Origin of the sequence: Flavobacterium hankyongi (assembly GCF_036840915.1) — a bacterium.
Classification (GTDB): Bacteria; Bacteroidota; Bacteroidia; order Flavobacteriales; family Flavobacteriaceae; genus Flavobacterium; species Flavobacterium hankyongi.
Genome location: NZ_CP085725.1, coordinates 2,268,861 through 2,284,429 on the forward strand (window position 1 = coordinate 2,268,861; position 15,569 = coordinate 2,284,429).

General features: G+C 33.0%; 12 protein-coding genes and 1 tRNA gene. 6 read left to right on the plus strand and 7 right to left on the minus strand.

Going from position 1 to position 15,569, the window contains the following annotated elements; all coding sequences use genetic code 11:
• On the plus strand, positions 1-900 hold the full coding sequence (locus LJY17_RS10500; RefSeq protein WP_264543777.1) for a metallophosphoesterase: 900 nt from the start codon (positions 1-3) through the stop codon (positions 898-900).
• Here LJY17_RS10500 and LJY17_RS10505 read toward each other — a convergent pair.
• Positions 897-1,229, minus strand: a complete 333-nt coding sequence (locus LJY17_RS10505) for a 2Fe-2S iron-sulfur cluster-binding protein (protein ID WP_264543778.1) — start codon at positions 1,227-1,229, stop codon at positions 897-899. The genes LJY17_RS10500 and LJY17_RS10505 overlap by 4 nt on opposite strands.
• A 66-nt stretch (positions 1,230-1,295) precedes the next feature.
• Here LJY17_RS10505 and LJY17_RS10510 point away from each other — a divergent pair.
• Positions 1,296-1,369, plus strand: a tRNA-Ala gene (locus LJY17_RS10510).
• Positions 1,370-1,470: 101 nt separating this feature from the next.
• On the plus strand, positions 1,471-2,424 hold the full coding sequence (locus LJY17_RS10515; protein ID WP_264543779.1) for a DUF3078 domain-containing protein: 954 nt from the start codon (positions 1,471-1,473) through the stop codon (positions 2,422-2,424).
• Between the two features lie 52 nt (positions 2,425-2,476).
• On the opposite strand, the gene LJY17_RS10520 is transcribed toward LJY17_RS10515, so the two are convergent.
• The 4 genes from LJY17_RS10520 to LJY17_RS10535 form a co-directional block, all read right to left on the minus strand.
• Entirely contained in the window at positions 2,477-5,947 is a 3,471-nt protein-coding gene (locus LJY17_RS10520) for an efflux RND transporter permease subunit (protein ID WP_264543780.1), read from the minus strand.
• 104 nt (positions 5,948-6,051) lie between these two features.
• Positions 6,052-7,191 (minus strand): efflux RND transporter periplasmic adaptor subunit, encoded by a 1,140-nt coding sequence (locus LJY17_RS10525; RefSeq protein ID WP_264543781.1) that lies wholly within the window; start codon positions 7,189-7,191, stop codon positions 6,052-6,054.
• 25 nt (positions 7,192-7,216) lie between these two features.
• The gene (locus LJY17_RS10530) at positions 7,217-8,566 is read right to left on the minus strand and encodes a TolC family protein (protein WP_264543782.1); all 1,350 of its coding nucleotides are present in this window, start codon (positions 8,564-8,566) and stop codon (positions 7,217-7,219) included.
• 3 nt (positions 8,567-8,569) lie between these two features.
• The gene (locus LJY17_RS10535) at positions 8,570-9,166 is read right to left on the minus strand and encodes a TetR/AcrR family transcriptional regulator (protein ID WP_264543783.1); all 597 of its coding nucleotides are present in this window, start codon (positions 9,164-9,166) and stop codon (positions 8,570-8,572) included.
• Between the two features lie 168 nt (positions 9,167-9,334).
• On the opposite strand from LJY17_RS10535, the gene LJY17_RS10540 reads away from it, so the two are divergent.
• Positions 9,335-10,309, plus strand: a complete 975-nt coding sequence (locus tag LJY17_RS10540; protein ID WP_264543784.1) for a polyprenyl synthetase family protein — start codon at positions 9,335-9,337, stop codon at positions 10,307-10,309.
• Positions 10,310-10,313: 4 nt separating this feature from the next.
• Positions 10,314-10,664, plus strand: a complete 351-nt coding sequence (locus tag LJY17_RS10545; protein WP_264543785.1) for a hypothetical protein — start codon at positions 10,314-10,316, stop codon at positions 10,662-10,664.
• A gap of 50 nt (positions 10,665-10,714) precedes the next feature.
• Here LJY17_RS10545 and LJY17_RS10550 read toward each other — a convergent pair whose 3' ends face one another.
• The gene (locus LJY17_RS10550; protein ID WP_264543786.1) at positions 10,715-11,983 is read right to left on the minus strand and encodes a hypothetical protein; all 1,269 of its coding nucleotides are present in this window, start codon (positions 11,981-11,983) and stop codon (positions 10,715-10,717) included.
• Positions 11,984-12,116: 133 nt separating this feature from the next.
• Positions 12,117-12,668 (minus strand): hypothetical protein, encoded by a 552-nt coding sequence (locus LJY17_RS10555; RefSeq protein ID WP_264543787.1) that lies wholly within the window; start codon positions 12,666-12,668, stop codon positions 12,117-12,119.
• A gap of 107 nt (positions 12,669-12,775) precedes the next feature.
• On the opposite strand from LJY17_RS10555, the gene LJY17_RS10560 reads away from it, so the two are divergent.
• The gene (locus LJY17_RS10560) at positions 12,776-15,541 is read left to right on the plus strand and encodes a 2-oxoglutarate dehydrogenase E1 component (protein ID WP_264543788.1); all 2,766 of its coding nucleotides are present in this window, start codon (positions 12,776-12,778) and stop codon (positions 15,539-15,541) included.
• Positions 15,542-15,569: the final 28 nt, after the last annotated feature.

Consider the following 15,569-nt stretch of genomic DNA (forward strand, 5'->3'; position numbering starts at 1 on the left):
ATGCTTTCATCAAAAGACCGATTAGACCAAGCTTATAAAAATGCCATCAGAATCCCTTTTGATGATAATTATAAATTTATCTTATTTAGTGATTGCCACAGAAGCGATGGAAGTTATGCGGATGATTTTGCCAATAACCGAAACATTTTCTTTCATGCACTTTCTCAATATTACAAAAATGGATTTCATTATATTGAATTAGGAGACGGAGACGAGCTTTGGGAAAATTTATTCTTTAAAGAGGTCTTCGAATCCAATAAAAACGTTTACCTATTACTTCAAAAATTTTATCTAGAAAATAGACTAAATATGATTTGGGGAAATCACGACATGATTTTTAGAAACCCGGATGTGGTTAAAAGAAATTTCTCTGAATATTTTGATATGAATTTGGGGCAAGACGTTCCTTTAATGCCTGGATTAAAATACCACGAAAGTATTATTCTAGAACATAAAGACACCAAACAAGAACTGTTCTTAATACACGGTCATCAAGCCGATTTTATGAATTATGTGGGCTGGAAAATCAATCAGTTTTTAGTTCGCATTTTATGGAAACCTTTACAAATATGGGGAATCAAAGATCCAACAAGTCCAGCAAAAAACTACGTAGAACTCATTAAAGTAGAACGCAGAATTAAAAAATGGATTCTAGAAAATAATAACAAAATAACTATCACTGGCCACACTCATCGCCCAAGATTTTCAAAACCAAACGACAGTCAGGCCAATTATTTTAACGATGGAAGTTGTGTTCATCCACGCTCAATAACTGGAATTGAAATTGAAAACGGAGAAATTGCGTTAATAAAATGGTTTATTGACACTCGTGACGATGGTACTTTACAAATTGTCAAAGAATATCTGGAAAGACCTAAAGCACTGAAAGATTATATTTAACTTTCTGGGGCTAATTCTATTTCTAGTCCATCAATTTCTGGAGTGATATTGATTTGGCAACCTAAACGACTATTGTCTTTTACATTAAAAGCTTCCCAAAGCATTGCATCTTCATCTGCATTTTTTTCAGGTAATTCAACATCATTTAAAACATAACATTGACATGATGCGCACATCGCCATACCACCACAAATACCAATAGTTCCTTCAGGAACTAATTCATACATACGAACAACTTCCATAATATTCATGTTCATATCAGTTGGAGCTTGAACTTCGTGAGTTACTCCTTCTCTATCGGTAATTTTTAGGGTTATATCTGGAGACATATCTTAATTTTTTTTTTACAAAAATAATTATATTCTGCCAAAATATATATATTTGTTTTTATACAAGGGGGATTAGCTCATTTGGCTAGAGCGCTACGCTGGCAGCGTAGAGGCGACCGGTTCGAATCCGGTATTCTCCACTAAAGCAATTCTACAAGAGTTCCTTTTTTTGTTAAATTTCATTTAAGCCTTTCTGTTTTTTACAAAAAAATCGATTTTTGCACACCAAATCGAATTTACCATGAATAAAAAATTACATTTTTTACTTTTTATTGCTTTTTTTGTAAGTCAATTCACTTTTTCTCAAGTTACCATTATTACTCAACTCCCTGATTCTACTTCGTACTGGAAGAAAGAAAATAAAATTGGATTCGATATAAGCCAAGTTGCTTTTCTAAATTGGAATGCAGGTGGTGTCAACACAGTTTCAGGGTTATTGAAAGGAAAATTCACCAGAAGCTATGAGAGAGAAAACACAAAATGGTTTAATGAATTACTTTTCAAATACGGAATAAACAAACAAGACGGAGTTAAAATCAGAAAGACCGATGATGCATTGGCACTAAACTCAACTTTTGGTTTTAGAAGAGATACAGTTTCGAATTGGTTCTATTCTGCAAAATTCAACTTTAACACTCAATTTACTAATGGTTATTTATATCCAAATACTGAAAGAGCCATTTCAAAATCATTTGCCCCAGCTTATGTGTTTTTAGGAGCTGGTTCCGAGTATATTGACAAGGAAAGAAAATTCAATATATATTTTTCCCCAATAACCTTAAAAACCACTTTTGTTCTTGATCAAAGACTGGCTAATGAAGGAGCGTTTGGAGTTACAAAAGCAACATATGACCCTATAACAGGAGAAGTTATTTCGAAAGGAGATAGGATTAGAATGGAATTTGGTGCTCTTTTCACTGCATATCACAAGGATGAAATTTTTACGAACATGTTTTTAGAAAACCGATTGGCTCTTTATTCAGACTATCTTAATAAATTTGGAAATATAGATGTTAACTGGCAATTACAACTAGATTTAGTCGTAAATAGATATGTCAGTGCAAATATTGGAACTCATCTCATTTATGATGATGACATTAAGGCAAAAGATGAAGTTGATGGAGTTCAAGTTACTTTAGGCCCAAGAATTCAGTTGAAACAAATTTTAGGTGTAGGATTAACCTATACTTTCTAATAAAAAATGCCAGCTCAATGAGCTGGCATTTTTACTAATTAAAATTATATAATTAAGCTTCTGAAAGATTTCTTCTTCTGTCTCTTCTATCACGTAACCAGTATTTAGTTCTTTTTACTAAGTAGAACATTACTGGTACCATTACTAGCGTTAATACAGTAGCATAAGTTAATCCGAAGATAATTGTCCATGCTAATGGTCCCCAGAATATTACGTTATCACCACCCATATACAAGTGAGGGTTGAAATCTGTAACTAATCCGAAGAAGTCAAAGTTTAATCCAATTGCTAAAGGAATTAAACCTAATACCGCAGTAAGAGCCGTTAATAATACCGGACGTAAACGTGATTTACCAGATTCTATGATTACTTCTTTAATTTGATCAAGTGTTAAATCATCATGACTTTCGAGACCATTATCGGCAACCATTTTATCCATTAACAATACAAAGAAGTCCATTAATACAATTCCGTTTTTCACAACAACACCAGCAAGCGATATAATACCCATCATGGTCATTAAGATAACGAAATTCATATTTGCGATAACATAACCATAGAACACCCCACTAAAACTCAACAATACTGTAAACATAATTACTAAAGTTTTAGAAACAGAATTGAACTGAAGTACAATGATCGTTGTAATTCCGGCCAATGCTAAGAATAAAGCAAAGAATAAGAAACTTTGGTTTTTACCTTGTTCTTCTTGAACTCCAGAAAAACCATAAGTAATATCACCAGCAAGTTTATAGTTTTCCAACTCTGCCGCAATACTTTTTGTGATCTCATCACCGTTGTATCCAGTTAAAATATTTGAATACACAGTCATGATACGCTTATAATTTTTACGTTTAATCTGATTATATGTTGTTGTTTTTTCAGTATTTGATATCGCCGAAATTGGCACTTGCATGATTTGCCCATTATTTGGGTTACGATATGTCAACGGCTGATTAAACAATACACTCTCGTTTTTACGTTGATCTTCTTGTAAACGCATTACAATATTGTAATCATCATCCCCTTCTTTATACGTAGAAATTTCCTGTCCATAAACCGCTCTACGTAAAGTAAAACCTGCCATTCCTGTCGAAGCTCCTAAACTACCTGCATTAGCACGATCAATTTTCACTGATAATTCAGGGCTCTCTTTATTGATATCAACTTTTAATTTTTCGATACCAGGAATATTTTTTGAATTCAAGTAAGCAATCATCTTGTCCGCTTCTTTAAGCATTTGATCATAATTGGTACCTGTCAATTCAATACTGATTGGATAACCAGCTGGCGGTCCTGCAGCATCTTTCTCTACAGTTACTGATGCTCCTGGAATAGATTTAATTTTTGCACGAACCTCCTCCATTACATCAGCAGTATTTACACCACGACGGAATTTAAATTCGGAGAAATTTACCGTTACTTTCCCTTTATGAGGAGTTTCTGACTGCGAACCTAAATCAACTTGCGGATTTGTTGCACCAACACCTACCTGAGCTACAATAGATTCTGCTAAATAGTTTTCACTAGTTTTAGGGTCAACATATTTACTTAATACACTAATAACTTTTTTTTCAACGAAATTAGTTGCTTTATTCGTTTTTGAAATATCTGTTCCCTGTGGGTATTCGATATATGCAATTACCTGATTAGGAATATTATCTGGGAAGAACAACACTTTTCTTGGGAACATTCCAAGTAAAACAAAAGAGAAGAACAACATAGCTACAATTAATCCAAAAGCTCTCCAAGCTGATTTTCCAACTAAAATACGAGCTAATAACGCTTTGTATTTTTCTTCCATACGAGGGAAAAAACTGTGTTGAAAATCTTGAGTCCATTGGAATAATTTTTTGTAGTACAACCACATTAATACAACAGAAATCAATGATAAATGTCCAATTGCTCTACCAAATTTTGAGTCGAATACATTTCCTACTATTACAAATATGATTCCAACTGCTAAGAAAATTATAGTATTTCTTTTTAACACTTTTGGCGAAATATTTCTGTCTTCAATATCCATAGAACCTCCAGTCATAGCAGCATTTACAACCATTGCCACAAATAATGAAGCTCCTAAAGTAACTGATAACGTTAATGGGAAATACATCATGAATTTACCCATTGTACCAGGCCATAATGCAAACGGTAAGAACGCCATTAAAGTTGTTGCTGTTGATGAAATTACGGGCCAAGCAATTTCTCCAATACCTATTTTAGATGCCTGAATTCGGGACATTCCTTTCTTCATATTGGCAAAAACGTTGTCGACTACCACAATACCATCATCCACGAGCATTCCCAGTCCCATAACCAATCCAAACAACACCATTGTGTTCATGGTTACTCCAATAGCTTGTAATAATGTAAAGGCAATAAATATTGATAATGGAATAGCTGCACCTACGAATAACGAGTTACGTAATCCCATAGTAAACATTAACACAATCATTACCAAAACAACCCCAAAAATAATGTGGTTTGACAATTCATCTACTTGGTGTTCTACACGCGAAGATTGATCATTTGTTAAAGTTACCTGTAAGTTTTTAGGTAAAACTGTTTCTTGAGCTTTTTTAACAACTTCTTTTACTTGATCAATAGCAGTAATCATGTTTTGACCTGAACGTTTTTTAACGTTTAACATCACTACCTCTTCGTTTTTCTCACGAGCGTAAGTAGTACGTTCTTTTTCTTTAAAACTGATTTTTGCTATATCTTTTAAGTAAACAGAACCTCCATATGATTTTACAATAACATTTTCTAACTCCGCTGGATCTGCAATTTCACCAATGATTCTAATGTTATTTCTTGCTCCTTGAGAAATTAAATTTCCTCCAGACAAGGTCATGTTTTCGTACTTGACAGCACTTGCGATATCATCAAAGCTTACTTGTGCAGCGTTCATCTTGTAAACGTCAACAGCGATTTCGACTTCTTTATCATCAACACCAAGAATATCTACTGCTTTTACTTCAGAGATATCTTCAATTTCATCTTCAAGATATTCTCCGTATTTTTTTAATTGTTGTGCAGTATAATCTCCTTTTAAATTGATATTCAAAATAGGAACTTCTTCTGCAATATTGATACTGAAAACATTGGGTTCCACTTTACTTCCATTATCAAGTGTAGGCCAATCTGTATCTGCTTTAGAAACATCTACTTTATCCTTAATTAATATCTTAGCTTGTTCAACAGTAATGTCGTCGTCAAACTCGGCAACAATCATTCCGTAATCTTGGAATGAACTTGACGTTACTTTGTTAACTCCACTAATGTTTTTAATATTATCTTCTAATGGATCAGTAACTAATTTCTCTACATCTTCTGCCGAGTTTCCTGGGAAGATTGAAGAAATGTAAATTTTGTTTTCGATGATTTCAGGGAAATCCTCACGTGGCATGGTTACATAGGCATAAATCCCTGTAATCACTACAATAAATGTAAGTATATATACGGTCACTCGGTTGTCTACTGCCCAACTCGATATGCCAAATTCTTTTTGCTGATGCGACATTGTTATACTATTTTATAGTTTAAAAATTGAAGCTGGTTTTCTTGAAGAGTAAGAAATTAACCAACAAAGCTTAGTCGTCCAATAAGCCAGCTTCAATTTTTGATTTAGAAAGTTAATTTCATTCCTTCAGAAACTGTATTTGCTCCTTCTGATACAACTACATCACCAGTTTTTAAACCTGATAAAATCTCTGTGTTGTTATTAGCATTTTGACCAACTTTAACAATTGTCTTCTTAGCAACGCCTGCGTTTTTTGAAGCATTAGTTACTACATAAACATATTTTGTACCGTTAGCATCTTGTTGAATAACACTTGTAGGAACTACTGTTGCTGATTTATTAGAATAATCTACAATTTTAAGTTTTGCTACTTGATTAGGACGTAATAAATTTTCTGGATTTGGAACCGAAACTTCGATACCAAAACTTCTATTTGCAGGATTAATTGTTTTAGCAACTTGACGAACTTTACCCATATACGTTTTGCCTATAGAAGTAATATCTGTTTCTACCAAAGTTCCAACTTTTACCTTACCTACATACATTTCAGGAATAGCGGTACTTACATACATTTGACTTAAATTAACAATACGCATTAATCCCTGTGGACTTGCAGAAACTACTTGTCCTCTTTCAACAAAAACCTCATCAATTACACCGCTAAATGGGGCACGAATAACTGTTTTTGCAATTTGAGCTTTCATTTGATTAACTGATTTTGACAAACTAACCATTTGAGTTTGTGCTTGTAAGTATTGTATTTCTGAACCAATTTTTTGTTCCCATAATCTTTTTTGACGCTCAAACGTTGTTTTTGCTAATTCGTATTGTGTTTGAATTTGAGCCAACTGTTGACTCATTCCTCCGTCATCTACTCGACCAAGAACTTGCCCAGTTGATACAGTTTGCCCTGCTTTAACATTTAACGCCACTAATGCTCCTGGCATTTCTGGTTGAACAAGCACGTTTTGTTTTGTATCTACATTACCTTGTATTTCTACATAGTGGTTGAAAACGGTATCTTTAACAGCAATAGTTTCTACTAATGCTTCGTCAGATTTTTTCTCTAAAGTTGCTAAAGCAGCATCAATTTTTGATAAATCAGCTTGAATTGCAGCTCTTTTTGTTTTTAACTCAGTTAAGTTCTTCGACTGAATTAAAGCATCTATAGAAGTTCCGCTATCGTTACCTCCACAAGCCATAAACAAGGACGAAACAACTGTTAGTATAAGTATTTTTTTCATGTTTTGAATGATATATTAAGTTTGATTAGTTTATTATTTTTTCTAGTGATGCTCTTTTATTAACTACATTAACCATTGATTGTAAATAGCTTTGTTGAGCCGCATATAACTGTCTTTGGGCTTCTGTAAACTCGAAACTTGTAGACAGACCTTCTTTAAATTTTATTTGTTGCTTTTTCTCGATTCTTTCAGCAAGTTTCAAGTTATTTTTTGCTGTTTCATACTCTTCAACACTATATTCATAATCACTCTTAGCAGCCTGATATTGAAGTTTTAGCATTTGCTCTGCTTCTTTTTGTTTTGTTTGAGCTTGATCAAAAGCAATTCTAGCTTGTTGGGTTCTAGCACTTCTTCCTAAACTACTAAAGATTGGCACATTTAATGCAACTCCTAAGCTTGAATAATTAAACCATTTTTGATTTTCATTAAAGAAACTAAATGTGTTACTGAAAGAATTATACCCGAAATTAACCTGCGCTCCTAAAGATGGTAAAGCTTTACTTTTTTCTAATTTTAAAAGCAATCTTTTTTGCTCGGTCATATTGGTAGCCATTTGGTAATCGATGTTTTTATCGACACTAAATTCTGAAGTTGTAATAGCTAAATCTAAATTTTCTTTAGAAAGAGTTTCAAGATTGTCAGTTAATGTTAATTCATCTTCTAACTCAATACCTAAATTAATTTTAAGCATTTTTAAAGCTAACTCTCTTGAACGTTTAACATTGTTTAATGAACTATTTACAGATGCTAATGTGATTGCTATTTGCTCAACACTTTCTTCTTCAGCTAAACCATTTTTATAAATTTGATTTACATCATTATAGTTCTTTTCCAAAATAACTTTATTACTTTCAAGAACTTTAATACTCTCTTGAGCCAACAGAACATTCCCATAAGAGTTTATAACCATTTGTTTTATTTCGGAATCTGTTTTCTTTTTAGAATTTTCAAATAACTGAAGATATACTTTTGCAGATTCTAAACCTACTAGGTATGAACCATCAAAAATTAATTGACTTAAGGTTAAACTAGCTCCCATGTTATGTTTTGTACCAAATTCAACTTCTGCAAAACTTCCTGGAGGTCCTCCAAAGAATTCACCTGGCACAACTGATTTTTGCAATTTAAAATTATTTTGGTATCCAACATTACCATTTAATTGCGGCAAACCCATTGTGGTAGTTTCCCATTTTTTCTTTTTGGCTGCTTCAATATCCCTTCCTGCGTTTATTTCAGAATAATTATATTGTAATGCATGCTCAATCGACTGTTTTAGAGTGAACGAATAGCTTTGTTTCGCATCATTTTTGTTCACTTCTTGCGCACTGAGCTGTGCGAAATAAATTAGATTAATTAATATGACTATTTTTCTCATGAATTATTTATGGTTTGTTTGTAATTGTTTTTCTAATTCCTCTACTCCTTTTGGAGTAGCAATGGCGCGTGTATGGTATTCTAAAGCTAATAATTCTAAAGCCTGACTGTCTTTCTCCAATGCTGTTGTTTCATTAATATCCAATATGAGCGTATAATAAAATCGCACAGAAGATTCTACATCTAGGTCTTTTCTATAATAACCTTCCTCTATACCTTTTATAATATTTTGTCGGAACAACTGATCACAAGATTCATTTTCTTTACAAATTACTTTTTCGTATATCTCAGGATAATGTTTTTTTAACTGAAATAGAGGAGTAGAATCGGCAGAACTAAAAAGATCATCAAACATTCTTCTAATAGCAAAGTTCTCTTCAACCGCATTCAAATTCTTTTCAATAATCTTTTCAATGACTTCATGTATTTTATCATGCGTCAAGTTGGTAGCCTCCTCAATTAACTCTTCTTTATTTGCATAATATTTGTAAATAGTTTTCTTCGAGATTCCCATATTGCTAGCAATATCATCCATGGTAATACTCTTAAAACCATGCTTTAAGAACATATCGGTAGCCTTTTCAATTATTTTGCACTTCATAATTCTCATTTTTTGGAAACTACTAGTTTAATTTCCAATTTCCGATGCAAATATATAGTGGAAACTTTTAACACGAAAATAGTTTCCTAAGTTTTTACATTTTTTTAACACTATGATAATTATTGACTTTATAATCTATTTTAACGTATTTTAGCCAAAATTTTAATCATGCATCCTATTACTTTTTACCAAGAAATAATTTCAAAACACTTTTCGACTTTAGAAATTAAAAATGAGCCAAAAAATCTATACGATCCCATTAAATATATTTTATCACTTGGTGGAAAAAGAATACGACCTGTCCTAACATTAATGACCACTGAAATTTTCAATGCTAGTTATGAAAAAGCGCTTGCAGCAGCTACAGCAGTAGAGGTTTTTCACAATTTTTCACTCATTCATGATGACATTATGGACGATGCTCCTTTGCGTAGAGGGAACGAAACGGTTCATGAAAAATGGGATATTAACACTGGAATTCTTTCAGGAGACGCCATGCTTATTTTAGCTTATCAATACTTTGAACAATATGACCCAAAAATTTTTAGAGAATTAGCCAAATTATTTAGCAAAACAGCACTAGAAGTATGTGAAGGCCAGCAATGGGATGTCGATTTTGAAACTAGGGATAATGTAACAATCCTTGAATACATTAAAATGATTGAATACAAAACTGCAGTTTTAGTGGCAGCAGCTATGAAAATGGGCGCTATAGTGGCAGAAACATCTGAAGAAAACGCTAATTTAATTTATAATTTTGGTCTAAATCTTGGTATTGCATTCCAACTTCAAGATGATTATCTTGATGCTTTTGGAAATCCAGAAACTTTTGGAAAACAAGTTGGCGGAGACATCATAGAAAACAAAAAAACATACCTTTATCTTAAAGCGATTGAATTTGGCAAACCAGAAGTAAAGGAACAGTTACTTCATTTATTTTCGATTCAACCAAAAGACAACAATGATAAAATAGCTACAGTAAAAGAAATTTTTAGCACAACTGGGGCAAGCAACGCAACTCTAGAGGCAATAAAACAATACACACAAAAAGCTTTCCTTACTTTAGAACATATGACCATTGAACAAAATAAAAAGGATATTTTGAAAGCTTTTGGAGAAAATTTAATGGGAAGAAAAGTTTAGAAACATGTTTATAGCACCAAAAAATACAGATTTATTGCTTTCTGAAGCTCAGAAAGAGGAGTTGTATTTAAAACTTATTGAGCAGATTAATAAAGATTTCAATCTGGCTAATGAAGGTTTGGATTTTGAGACAACTATTTCACCTATTAATTTAAAAATTCAACTTCAAGAGAAAATATATAAACTTATACAGTTCAAGTTCGCCGAATATCTAAATCTTCTCTACATAATTGATGTTCCAGAAAATCAAATAAAAAGCTTAGACGGTTCAGATATTCATGAACTTTCAGAACAAGTATGTTTTTTAATTTTAAAAAGAGAATGGCAAAAAGTTTGGTTTCGGAATAGACTATAAGCAATCAACCCTTAAGTAAAACTTAAGGGTTGATTTTCGTTTTGGAAACTTTAGTTTGTTGCCAATCTAGTGGTATTGATTGGATCTTTAATTCTATAATCTGGTAACTTTTTCAAATCAATTTCTGAAAATAAAGCCACATCACTGATTGTAGAATATTCTATTACATTATTATTGGCGCTATACCAATTTTTAATTTGTTGATTATACTCTGAGTTTTCACTTACTACATAACCACTACAGTTATTAAAAAGCAATCCTCTTAATTTTATTTTCTCCAAGTTTTCAAGTTTAACTTTGAATCCTTTATCGAAAAGAACACTTTGACTGAATCCTGAAACTACACTATTACTTATATTGAAAGAACAATTCTCTTTAATTAAAATTGCTTCTTTTATCAAGCCATTACCTTCAACAGACTCATTAACCAGTGTTATATTATTTGCAATAATGTTTGTAAATCGTTTACTTAAGTCTGCTTTAGAAGCTACTTCATATGATTTTACTTCTAAACATCTTGATTCTCCTGGTCTGGAAGAATATGGATTTTTAATCGTTAAGCTGTTTGTTATAATACTTTGTGCTCCTTCTGTGAACTCATAATCTGTATTCATATTTTTAAAAGAAACCAAATTATCCACCGTTAAGATTCCTCCATAAAAAACAAAGGCATCATCATTACAAAAACTCACTTGAACATTACTTACAATAGACTTACTCCCAAGTCCCGCTAGTGATAGTCCTTTATTGTTTAACCCATTTTTTCCTTTTTTACCCGCAAATTCTATTCTTACATATTTTAAAATTCCAGAGTCACCTTCATCTTTACTTCCACCATAATTATTATACTGTGATTCAATATTCAAATCTAATCTACCAGTAAAATTATTCGTAGTTGCTTCTCCCATAACAACAATACCTCCCCAGTCTCCAGGTTTTCTTTCTGAGCTTGGTCTATTAGATGTAAAAACAATAGGGTCTGTTTCATTTCCTAAAGCAATTACCTTAGCATTTTTTGTTATCACAAGAGTTCCTCCCGTTTCAAAATCGCCTCTTATTACTGTTCCTGGCTCAATGAACAATGTTGCTCCATTTGCAACATACACATTACCCATTAGCAAGTAGGTATTTTTTTTGTAAAGCATCATATTTTGACTAATAACGCCAGCCAAAACATTTGAAGCCTCATTATATTCTGTTGTTTTCGGCTTAAAATTTGTCCAATTTTTCAACCAATTTGTCCCACCAATAATCCCTCTTGTTTGACTATTTGCCAATGAAACAAAACAACACATTATACACAACGTAATTTTTCTCATAAGCAATTTGTTTTTGGTTAATTTAGGGGGGCATAAAAGTAAGTGGTTTACAAACTTTTATAGTTTAAAGGTACTTATGAAAAGAGGATTTGAATTACGGTTTAACCGTATAAATTGTTAAAAATCAGGGAAGTCAAAAATAAACTCTCACGAAAGGCATCCAAGCTTGACTGTAAACATTGTTACTCTCCCTGTACAAAATATTGTATCTGATACCAACCGTAACATTTTGACTTCTATAACCAGCTCCTAGAAACAAAGCTGTATTCCAAAAATTATCTTTTATTAAAGGTAAAAAAGCAGTATAAGTATTATTAACTCTTAATTGTTCTAACTCAGCAGAAAGTTGAACTTCATGAATAGGATTAAACAAAGTAATCAAGCTTGCACCATAAATATGGGAATTATAAAAGTCTTTCTGCTTAATATAACTATATTGTACTCCTAAACCTGTAGAAAAATACTCATTAACTGGATAAATTGCGCTGGGAGCAACAGATATATTTGTGTAATTACTTCCTATTCCCAATCCCAAACCTCCTCCTATTTGAACTCTTTCCCAAAAAATATTTTTTTTAGGATTAATTAATGAATCCTGAGCATGTAAAAAACTGAAACACAACAAAAACTGAACATAAATAGTAATTCTTGTTAAAAAAACGAAGGGGCGTCTATCTGAATTCATTTTTATGAATATTTTATGATATAAAAGTATGAAAACATTAGAACATTATTCTAAAGTATTGTACTTTTGCCAAAATTTTTAACCACAAATCGTCCTCACTTAATATTATGGATAGGTTTTCCTTTTTAAACGCAGCACACACGGCTTTTTTTGCCGACTTATACGACCAATATTTAGAAAATCCAGATAGCGTAGAACCTTCATGGAGAGCATTCTTTCAAGGTTTCGACTTTGCTAATGAATTTGGAGCGGGTCCTGTTGAAGGATTGGCTTTATCAGCAAATGGTCAAGATTGTTCAGTTGTAACTGATAAACTTCAAAAAGAATTCAATGTTCTTAAGCTAATTGATGCTTATAGAACTCGTGGACACTTGTTTACAAAAACAAATCCTGTACGTGAACGAAGAACATATTCTCCAGATTTAAAAATCGAGAACTTCGGTCTTTCAAATTCAGATTTAGATATTGTTTTTGATGCAGCTAAAGTTGTCAACTTAAACCCTTCATCTCTACGTGATATCATTAAGCACTTAGATAATGTGTATTGCCAACACATTGGAGTTGAATACATGTACATTCGTGACCCTAAAGTAATCGATTGGATTCAACGTCGCTTAGACATTAATGATAATTTACCTAATTTCAATACGGATCAAAAGAAACGTATCCTTAAGAAATTAAATGAAGCGGTTTCTTTTGAAAACTTCTTGCACACTAAATATGTAGGTCAGAAACGTTTCTCGTTAGAAGGTATCGAATCAGCAATTCCTGCTTTAGATTTCTTAATTGAAGCTGCTGCCGACAAAGGTGTAGAACAATTCGTAATGGGTATGGCTCACCGTGGTCGTTTAAATGTTTTGGCTAACGTTTTTGGAAAACCAACACAAGACATCTTCTCTGAATTTGACGGGAAAGATTATGATGATGATGCTTTATTTGACGGTGATGTAAAATACCACTTGGGTCTTACTGCCGACAGACAAACACAAACCGGAAAAAAAATCAATATCAATTTAGCTCCTAATCCTTCACACCTTGAAACAGTTGGTGCAGTTATCGAAGGTATTACACGTGCTAAACAAGACAAATATTATTCAGATGATTTTTCTAAAGTTTTACCAATCGCCGTTCACGGTGATGCTGCTGTTGCAGGTCAAGGTATTGTTTATGAAATCATTCAAATGGCAAAACTAGATGGTTATAAAACTAATGGTACTATTCACGTAGTATTTAATAACCAAGTTGGTTTTACCACTAACTATTTAGATGCACGTTCTTCTACGTATTGTACAGACGTAGCTAAAGTAACATTATCGCCAGTACTTCATGTAAATGCTGATGATGCCGAAGCGGTTGTACACGCCATGTTATTTGCTTTAGAATACCGTATGGAGTTCAAGCAAGACGTGTTTATTGATTTATTAGGATACAGAAAATATGGTCATAATGAAGGTGATGAACCTCGTTTTACGCAACCTAAATTATACAAAACCATTTCTAAACATAAAAACCCAAGAGACATCTATGCTGAACAATTAAAAGCAGAAGGCTCTATTGATGGTAATTATGTAAAAGGTTTAGAAGACGAATATAAAGCTTCATTAGAAGAAAACTTAGAAAACTCTCGTAAAAAAGACTTAACGGTAATATCTCCGTTTATGCAAGATGAGTGGAAAGGTTTCGAACAAGTAGAAGCTGAAGGAATGCTTCAAAAATATGAAACCAAAGTAAGCAGAGAAGTAATAGATGCTGTTGCTAAAACAGTAACTGAATTGCCATCTGACAAAAAATTCATCAGCAAAATAACCAAGCTAATCAGTGACCGTAAAACTATGGTTGAAACTGATAAGTTAGATTGGGCAATGGGTGAAATGTTAGCTTATGGTTCATTATTGACAGAAGGTTACGATGTTCGTATCTCTGGACAAGATGTTGAACGTGGTACTTTTTCACACCGTCATGCTGTAGTTAAAGTTGAAGATTCAGAAGAGGAAGTAATCTTACTAAATCATGTTCCTAACAAAAAAGGTAATTTCTCAGTATACAACTCACACCTTTCAGAATATGGAGTTTTAGGATTCGAATACGGTTATGCTTTAGCCAATCCGAATGCTTTAACCATCTGGGAAGCCCAGTTTGGTGATTTCTCTAATGGTGCACAAATTATGATTGATCAATATATTTCGGCAGCGGAAGACAAATGGAACAATCAAAATGGTATCGTATTGTTGTTGCCTCACGGATATGAAAACCAAGGTGCTGAACACTCTTCGGCACGTATGGAACGTTACTTACAACTTTGCGCAAATCACAACATGTATGTTGCCGATTGTACAACGCCAGCTAACTTCTTCCACTTATTGAGAAGACAATTGGTAACAAAATTCCGTAAACCGTTAATCGTAATGACACCTAAGAGTTTATTACGTCATCCTGAAGCTGTTTCTGCAATAAGCGAATTTACAGATGGTCAGTTCCAAGAAGTAATTGACGATCCAAACGTAAATCCTGCTGATGTTAAAACATTAGTTTTCTGTACAGGTAAATTCTACTACGATTTGAAAGCAGAAAGAGAAGCAAACGGAAGAAAAGATGTTGCATTAGTACGTTTAGAGCAATTATTTCCGCTACCGGTAGAGCAAATGAAAGCAATCATTGCTAAATACCCTAATGTGGATGATTATGTATGGGCACAAGAAGAACCAAAAAACATGGGGGCTTACGGATTCATGTTAATGAACTTTAATGAAGTAAAATTCAGAGTTGCTTCACCTAAAGCATACAGTGCTCCAGCAGCTGGTAGTTATACTCGCGCTAAGAAACGTCATGCGGCAGCAATTGCCATGGTTTTTGACAAAACCTTATTTCAATAAAAATTGTATTTTTGATAAACTGATATAT

Excerpts from the sequence above, each read along its gene's own strand:
- LJY17_RS10555 (WP_264543787.1), bottom strand. The coding sequence starts at position 12,668 with ATGAATTCAGATAGACGCCCCTTCGTTTTTTTAACAAGAATTACTATT.
- LJY17_RS10520 (WP_264543780.1), bottom strand. The coding sequence starts at position 5,947 with ATGTCGCATCAGCAAAAAGAATTTGGCATATCGAGTTGGGCAGTAGAC.
- LJY17_RS10515 (WP_264543779.1), top strand. The coding sequence starts at position 1,471 with ATGAATAAAAAATTACATTTTTTACTTTTTATTGCTTTTTTTGTAAGT.
- LJY17_RS10535 (WP_264543783.1), bottom strand. The coding sequence starts at position 9,166 with ATGAAGTGCAAAATAATTGAAAAGGCTACCGATATGTTCTTAAAGCAT.
- LJY17_RS10505 (WP_264543778.1), bottom strand. The coding sequence starts at position 1,229 with ATGTCTCCAGATATAACCCTAAAAATTACCGATAGAGAAGGAGTAACT.
- LJY17_RS10560 (WP_264543788.1), top strand. The coding sequence starts at position 12,776 with ATGGATAGGTTTTCCTTTTTAAACGCAGCACACACGGCTTTTTTTGCC.
- LJY17_RS10545 (WP_264543785.1), top strand. The coding sequence starts at position 10,314 with ATGTTTATAGCACCAAAAAATACAGATTTATTGCTTTCTGAAGCTCAG.
- LJY17_RS10540 (WP_264543784.1), top strand. The coding sequence starts at position 9,335 with ATGCATCCTATTACTTTTTACCAAGAAATAATTTCAAAACACTTTTCG.
- LJY17_RS10550 (WP_264543786.1), bottom strand. The coding sequence starts at position 11,983 with ATGAGAAAAATTACGTTGTGTATAATGTGTTGTTTTGTTTCATTGGCA.
- LJY17_RS10500 (WP_264543777.1), top strand. The coding sequence starts at position 1 with ATGCTTTCATCAAAAGACCGATTAGACCAAGCTTATAAAAATGCCATC.
- LJY17_RS10525 (WP_264543781.1), bottom strand. The coding sequence starts at position 7,191 with ATGAAAAAAATACTTATACTAACAGTTGTTTCGTCCTTGTTTATGGCT.
- LJY17_RS10530 (WP_264543782.1), bottom strand. The coding sequence starts at position 8,566 with ATGAGAAAAATAGTCATATTAATTAATCTAATTTATTTCGCACAGCTC.